The sequence below is a fragment of the Streptomyces sp. NRRL S-495 genome, assembly GCF_000966955.1.
In the GTDB taxonomy this organism is placed as follows: domain Bacteria; phylum Actinomycetota; class Actinomycetes; order Streptomycetales; family Streptomycetaceae; genus Kitasatospora; species Kitasatospora purpeofusca.
Genome location: NZ_JZWY01000588.1, coordinates 1 through 6,415 on the forward strand (window position 1 = coordinate 1; position 6,415 = coordinate 6,415).

5 protein-coding genes and 2 pseudogenes are annotated in these 6,415 nt (G+C 73.8%); 2 read left to right on the top strand and 5 right to left on the bottom strand.

Annotated elements, in window-relative coordinates; genetic code table 11:
- Nucleotides 1-140: 140 nt before the first annotated feature.
- The 3 genes from VR45_RS28005 to VR45_RS28015 form a co-directional block, all read right to left on the bottom strand.
- Nucleotides 141-1,895: a PQQ-binding-like beta-propeller repeat protein gene (locus VR45_RS28005; protein WP_159394378.1), complete on the bottom strand. Its 1,755-nt coding sequence runs from the start codon at nt 1,893-1,895 to the stop codon at nt 141-143.
- A 169-nt stretch (nt 1,896-2,064) separates the two neighbouring features.
- On the bottom strand, nt 2,065-3,189 hold the full coding sequence (locus tag VR45_RS28010) for a DUF4185 domain-containing protein (protein WP_045942637.1): 1,125 nt from the start codon (nt 3,187-3,189) through the stop codon (nt 2,065-2,067).
- A gap of 198 nt (nt 3,190-3,387) precedes the next feature.
- Complete coding sequence (locus tag VR45_RS28015; protein WP_045942638.1) at nt 3,388-4,089, bottom strand: hypothetical protein; 702 nt, start codon at nt 4,087-4,089, stop codon at nt 3,388-3,390.
- A 429-nt stretch (nt 4,090-4,518) separates the two neighbouring features.
- Between VR45_RS28015 and VR45_RS28020 the strand changes: the two genes are divergently transcribed.
- Nucleotides 4,519-4,902, top strand: coding sequence for a hypothetical protein (locus tag VR45_RS28020; RefSeq protein WP_045942639.1), 384 nt, complete (start codon nt 4,519-4,521; stop codon nt 4,900-4,902).
- A 98-nt stretch (nt 4,903-5,000) separates the two neighbouring features.
- A complete protein-coding gene (locus VR45_RS42745; RefSeq protein ID WP_052709432.1) occupies nt 5,001-5,312 on the top strand; it encodes a hypothetical protein in 312 nt (103 codons plus the stop codon).
- Nucleotides 5,313-5,358: 46 nt separating this feature from the next.
- On the opposite strand, the pseudogene VR45_RS44535 reads toward VR45_RS42745, so the two are convergent.
- Both VR45_RS44535 and VR45_RS28030 read right to left on the bottom strand, forming a co-directional pair.
- Nucleotides 5,359-6,086: pseudogene (locus VR45_RS44535) on the bottom strand (ribonuclease H).
- Nucleotides 6,087-6,141: 55 nt separating this feature from the next.
- Nucleotides 6,142-6,415, bottom strand: a pseudogene (locus VR45_RS28030) (hypothetical protein); the annotation flags it as partial.

Sequence of the window (6,415 nt, forward strand, 5' to 3'; positions counted from 1 at the left end):
GGGCGGGACGGAGTGGTTCGGGGCGGGATGTGCCGGGGTGCGGCGGTGTGTTCCGGAAGGGGTGTGCCGGGCGCGTCGAGTTCGGACGGACCGGCTCAGGTGGACCGGCCCAAGTGAACCGGCTCTCGGGCAGGACCGGCTCAGGTGGACCGGCCGAAGGCCACCAGGTGGCCGTCCTTGGTGCCGACGAACACCCGCCCGCCGTCCGTGGCCGGGACGGAGAACCTGGTCACCGTGCCGAGCGCGAAGCTGCGCCGCAGCTTGAGCGAGCCGTTGACCGGAAGCGCGTCGTAGACCCGCAGTTCGCCGTTCTGGCCGCCCGGTCCGGTGCCCGAGTAGACCGACCACACCAGGGCCGAGCCGGCCGCCGTCCCGTTGGAGGTGACGACGGGGGAGCCGGAGGCGTAGCCGAAGCCCTCGGGGCTGGTCGCGGCACTGGTCAGCTGGGGGTTCCCGGCACTGTTCACCGAGTACTTGAGGGCGCGCAGCGAGCCGTAGTTCTCGACCAGGTAGACATAGCCGCCGTCGCCGCCCCAGACGCCGGCGTGGCCCCAGACGCCCTTGAACGGGCCGGTGGTGCCGACCACGCCGTCCGTGCCGTTGGGGCCCTGGCCCATGCCGCCGAGCCGGTCCCGGTCGAGCAGGAAGATCCGCCCGTCCTTGCCGACCTGCACCATGAGGTGAGGGTGCGCGGCGTTGCCGAAACCGGACGGCAGGGCGACCGGGCCGCCGGAGCCGAGGTCCACGTCGCCGTGGTCCATCTCGCGGTTGTTGGTGGGGCTGAAGAAGTCCCGCGGGGCGAGGCTGCCGTCGCTGTTGACGCCCAGCCGGACGACGGACTCGGCGAAGTGGCCGCCGGGCTTGTCACCCGGGCCCTTGAGCGGGGAGGACCCCTCGCCCGCGCCGTTGCCGGTCGCGATGAAGATCCGCCCGGAGCCGTCCGAGACCAGGCCGCCGCCGCTCATCCAGACACCCGCGTTCTGCGAGGCGGAGCCGGACTCGGTGGACCAGAGGGTCAGCTTGCGGGTGTTGGTGTTGACGCCCGCGACCGTGCCGACGTACGTGCCGACCCCGCAGTCCGAGGCGAAGCCGAAGTAGACCGCGCCGTCGAGCAGCAGCAGTCCGGCCCGCTGGGCGGAGGTGTTGGCGTTGAACGGCACTCCGGGACTGTTCACCGGCGAGCCCGCGACGGTGACCGGCCAGCCGCTGCGCGAGGCGCCCGTGGTGGCGTCCAGGGCGTGCACCGAGAAGTGCGCGCCGCCCTCGCTGGACTTGCTCACCAGGTAGACCGTCTTGGTCGCCTTGTCGTAGACCGGGGTCGAGATGATGCCGGTACCCGGGGAGAGGCAGGCGGTGGAGGATGCCACCGGGGTGCCGAGCGCGCGCTGCCAGAGGATCTTCCCGTCGGCCGCGTTGACGCCGTAGACGTGGTTGGTCGCGGTCGCGACCACCACGGTCGAACCGGCCACCAGCGGTTGGGCGTACACCGCGCCGTCGACGGCTGTCGACCAGCGGCGTCCGAAGTCGGAGCCGGACACCTTGGCGGGCGCGAGGCCGGGTTCGTTGGCGTCCCAGGCGGTGCGCATGGTGTTGACCGAGACGGTCGGGCTGTCGGCCCGGGCGGGGGCCGCGCCGCCGAGCGCGCCGGCGGCGAGGGCCGGGGCGAGCAGCGCGAAGCCGGAGAGCAGGGCCGCCCCGCTGCGCCTCCGCCGGGGGCCCGCCGGCGGCGCCGCGGGGCCGGGTGGCGGGGAGGTCGGACCCCGGGACGTCGAGCCCTTGGGCGCCGGACCCCGGGATATCGGACCCGGGGGTATCGGGCCCGGGGACATCGGCTCGGGGTGCGGCCCGGTGGGCTGCGGTCCGGTGGAGTGGGCGGGTGGGTGAGATCGGCTCATGCGATCCGCCTTGGCTGTCGGGGGAGTACGGCTACGGCGCCGTGGCGTCATTCTGAGAACGCCCGCGCCGTACCCGCATCCGCCCGAACCCCGGAGCCCGCCCCGTTCACGCCCCGGGGGGAACGCACTGCGCCGGGCGGCGGCGCCCCCGGCCGGGATCCGGTGGCGGTCAGGACAGCAGGGCGCTGCGGTACTGCATGATTCGGTAGTTCGTCGGGTCGTACCACTGGCTGACGACGATGTGGAAGTCGCCGAACGTGGAGCCGGGGACGACGAAGCCGCCGTACGGGGCGGCGACCAGGTTTCCGATCTCCTGGCCCGGGTTGCCGGGGAGGATCATGGTCTGTTCCAGCGTCCTGGTCAGGTCGGAGGTCGGGAGCGGGAAGACCATCGCCCTGATCGACAGCGGATCCATGTTGAGCCAGGTGAGGACGTACTTGCCGTCCATGGCGCGGAAGCACAGCTCGCCCCACCTGCGGGTGCCGAACACCGTCGTCGGGGCGGGGGCGTTCCACCGCCAGCCGCCGTCCGCGAAACCCCACGGCTCGTAGGCGTCCGGCTCGCCGAGGCGGTCCTGCCGCACCCGGTGCAGCAGCATGCCCGACTGCACGTCACGGTTGAAGACCGTGGACAGGACGTAGCAGTAGCCGTCGTCGGCCACGGCGTAGGTCTTCTGCTGGAACTGTCCGCCGTGCAGGTCCCCCGGCCACTGGCAGAGGTACTCCCAGGTCTGGCCGTTGTCGGTGGAGCGCCAGAAGTCGGTGTGGTGGGTGTCGTAGAGGACGCCGCGCATGAGGTGCATGTACATCACCCCGTCGACGACGAAGGCGTCGGACGGGATCGCCGTGGTGAAGCCTTCGCCGACCGGGTTGTGCGGCTCGTCGACGAGGCTGATGCCGTGGGCACCGCGGACGACGCCGTCGATGCGCAGGTTGCGGGGGTCCGCGCTGCTGGAACGCAGGCCGACCGGGGCGTTCCAGTCGGGCGCGCCGACCCGGTCGCCGCCGAAGGTGTCGCCGCACACGAAGAGCATGGTGCCGTCGGGGCAGCGGACGGGAATGCCGAGATCCGTCCACGGCGCCGAGAACGGGCCGGTCTCGGCCGGGCCGCTGAGGTTCTTCACCTTGACCGTGATCGTCGGGCTGGTCGGGTCGTACGGGCCGTTGGCGACCGCCGCCGGGCCGCCCGAACCGATCGCCCCCGCTCCCACCGCGACCCCGAGGCCGATCCTCAGGAGCTCGCGGCGGGAGGGTCCGCCGGTCGTCGCTTCGTGCCCGTCCGAGGTATGTGTCATGGTGCCGATGGCCCTTCCGGATCGACGCGTTCCCGCGGCTGCGAACGGACCGTGGACATCCGGGTGGTGACGGTGACGGTCCGTCGCCGAGACTATGGCGCGGGGTGCTCGCCGCATCGGTCGGTGGACGGACCTTCACCCGAACTGAGTAGACCGCGGGAGGGCCGGCGGTTCGGTCCCGCTGGCCCCGGACGCCTGCTAGACCAGCTTGGACAGGGCCAGTGCCAGCCCGCTCGCGGCCGCCGCCTCGGCCGGGGCGTTGGCATCGTCGTTCGGGCCCCGGTCCTTGACCACCTCGACGGAGTAGGCGCGGCCGTCGGCGGCGACGAAGTACACCTCCGGCCGGAAGCCGTCCTTGCGCTGGACCAGGTACGCCTCCTGACCGACGCCCGGGAGCGGGGTGACGGTGAACTCCGGGTTGGTCTTCAGCGCGGCGAGGTTCGAGGGGGAGGTCTCCCGGATGTCGGCGTAGGACTGCCGGGAGCCCCAGGTGCAGCCCCAGACCGGCTTGCCGTCCACCGGGTCGAAGTGGGTGCCGTTGAACGGTCCGGCGGTCCCGACGGCGGCGATCACCTGCGGGGAGGTGAGGAGGGTGCAGGCGTCCGCGGGGCGCTTGCCGGTGCCGGCCGGGGTGGTGGCGGTCGTGGGCGCGGTCGTGGGTGTGGATGTGGCCGAGGGCGGTGCGGCGGGGGTCGGGGCGGTGGACGTCGGGCTGCTCGCGGTGCCGGTGCCGGTGCCGGTTCCGGGGGCCGTGGCGGTGCCGGCGGTGCTCGGCGGCGCGGAGGCCGCGGTGGATCCGCCGCCCGAGGACGAGCAGCCGGCCACTGCGACGGCCACGAGGGCCAGCGCCGGCAGCCAGGTGTACCGGCGGCCGGACGTGATCGGTGTCCTGCGGTCCATGGAACCCCCTCCGATGGTCGTCCACCGGTGCGGCGGACTGCGTGGTGGCAGGATCCTACGGCCGGGAAGGAGCTGATATTTCCCGTTCCTGCTACGGGAGTTGGACAACCCGGTCACGGCGCGGAGCCGGCGCCTCCGGAGGCCGGAACGGCGGTCCGGGGCACGGGGGTGGTACGCGCACGTGCGGCCGGGCTCCCGGCGGCGCCCTCGGCCGACCGACTGACCTGGCCGGATGCGGAACCCTTCCATACCAGTGCGGTCGGGTCGCTGTCGAGGACCGGAGGGCGTCTTCCCCGGACGGGTGACGTTCTGGTGAAAGTGGTCATGCCAGGAACGGCGGCCCGGCATCCTGAGCCCGTGATCAGGCGGATCCCGGGACGGGGCGGGTCGCGCGACCAGTGGGACACCTGAGGGACGGAGGCCCTGACAATGAGCACCAACCTGCCGGAGACCGTGGTCGAGGCCCCGGCCGCGCTGCCCGCGCCGCCCAGAGTCGTCGACGACCTCGCCCGTGACCTCACCCATGCGGCCGCCGCCGTCCGGGCCGCGTCCCGGGGCGGTCGGAGCGGAGGGGACCTCGCGGTGGCCGCGTACACCGCGGTGGTGTGTACCGGGCGGTCGGCGGCCCGCGCGCTGGAGGAGGCCGCCGCCTGGTGCCGGCAGGCACCGGAGGCCGAGGTGCACTCGCTGGCCTGGGCGCGCGTCCCCGGCCATCGCGACGACGTGTTCGAGTACCGGGTCACCCTCGCCGTCAGCTTCCCCGACCAGGAGACCGGCGAGCACTCCGGGGACACTCACCACGCCCGGCGCTGAAGCCGGGGGATTCCGCCTGGGAGACCGAGCGGGAGGCCGAGCGGGAGGGGCCGATCGGCGGGGACCGGACGGGTCGGCCCCGTCGTTAGACTCGCCCCATGAACACTGGGGGAACGAACGACCCGGCGCCGGAGGCCCAGAAGCTGTCGACCGAGGACCGCGGTCCGGAGCCGGAGGAGCGCGAACTGTCGACCGGCCCGGCCGTGCTGGTCACCGTGTTCGCCGCGTTCTGCGGCGTGCTGGTGCTGCTGCTCGTGCTGCACGGGCTGGGGTGGACGGCTCCCGGCCTCGGTTGGCTGGTCGCCAAGGGCGCCGTGAAGATCGGCGTCGGCGGCATGTTCGGCCTGGCCGCCGCCCTCGGCTGGCTCAGGGCCCGCCGCGCGGAGCGGCGGACGGACGCCGCCGCCTGAGGCGCCCGGGCCGCTCGGGCGGCCCGAGCGGCCCGGGCGCGGGAGTTCAGTCCTGCGCGGCCGTCGCGCACTCGGGGTGGCCCCAACTGCCGCCCACCTTGGTGATCTTGTCCCCCTTGGCGTAGGGCCGCGAGCAGGGGCAGGTACCGGGGAAGCGCGCGGACAGCGTCGGAGCGCCGCCCGAGGAGCGGCGCTTCGCCGCGGCCGGGGAGGCGGCACCCGTGCTTCGGGCGCCGCTTCGGGCCGCGCCGCTGCGGGAGGCTCCCCCGCGGGCGGGGCTGCTCGCGGCTCCGGCACGGGGAGGTCGGCGGCCGTCCCGCCGGCGGCCTCCTGGGTGCGGGCGGCGTCACTGGCGGCCTTGTCGGCCACGGCGTTCAGAGGATCGCCGTCCACCTGGTGGGCGGGCACATAGACGAAGGTGACGTCCCGCCCGTCCAGCAGCTCGTCGATCCGCTGGATCAGCTCCTGGTTGGCGACCGGCTTGCCCGCGGCGGTCTTCCAGCCGTTGCGCTTCCAGCCCTTCAGCCACTTGGTGACCGAATCACGGGTGTAGGTGCTGTCCAGCCGGACCTCCAGCGGCACAGCGGCGTCCGTGGCGGCCAGCAACCGCTCCAGCGCGGTGAGTTCGCCCACGTTGTTGGTGCTGTGCCCCAACGGTCCGGCCTGCCAGCGCTGCGGCACCCCGGCGCTGTCCGCCACCACGTAGGCCCAGGCCGCCGGGCCCGGGTTTCCCTTGGCCGCCCCGTCACAGGCGGCAATGATTCGGTCGTTCATACGGCGATCATGCCAGGACGAGCGGTGCCCTCCGGACCACGGCGGACTGCGCGAGCTACGGCGTCTCCCGCGACAGTACGCCGGTCCCGTTGGTCGCCGCGGTGTCCGGAGCCGCGTCCAGGGTCGCGTCCAGGGCCGCGTCCAGGCGGTCGGCGAGGGTGCTCCACGGGCGGCAGTCGACCACCGGGAGCGCGAACCGGCGGGCCTCGTCGGCGAGCCAGTGCGAGTACCGGGCACCGACCTCGGCGCGCCCCGTCTGGTCGCCGCTCGCCGGTTCGCGCGCCGCGTAGTTGGCGGCGATCCGGTCCGCGTCGCCCTCGTGCAGGAAC

Bases quoted from the DNA above. Each gene is read 5' to 3' on its own strand.
- VR45_RS28015 (WP_045942638.1), bottom strand. From the start codon at position 4,089: ATGGACCGCAGGACACCGATCACGTCCGGCCGCCGGTACACCTGGCTG.
- VR45_RS28010 (WP_045942637.1), bottom strand. From the start codon at position 3,189: ATGACACATACCTCGGACGGGCACGAAGCGACGACCGGCGGACCCTCC.
- VR45_RS42745 (WP_052709432.1), top strand. From the start codon at position 5,001: ATGAACACTGGGGGAACGAACGACCCGGCGCCGGAGGCCCAGAAGCTG.
- VR45_RS28020 (WP_045942639.1), top strand. From the start codon at position 4,519: ATGAGCACCAACCTGCCGGAGACCGTGGTCGAGGCCCCGGCCGCGCTG.
- VR45_RS28005 (WP_159394378.1), bottom strand. From the start codon at position 1,895: ATGAGCCGATCTCACCCACCCGCCCACTCCACCGGACCGCAGCCCACC.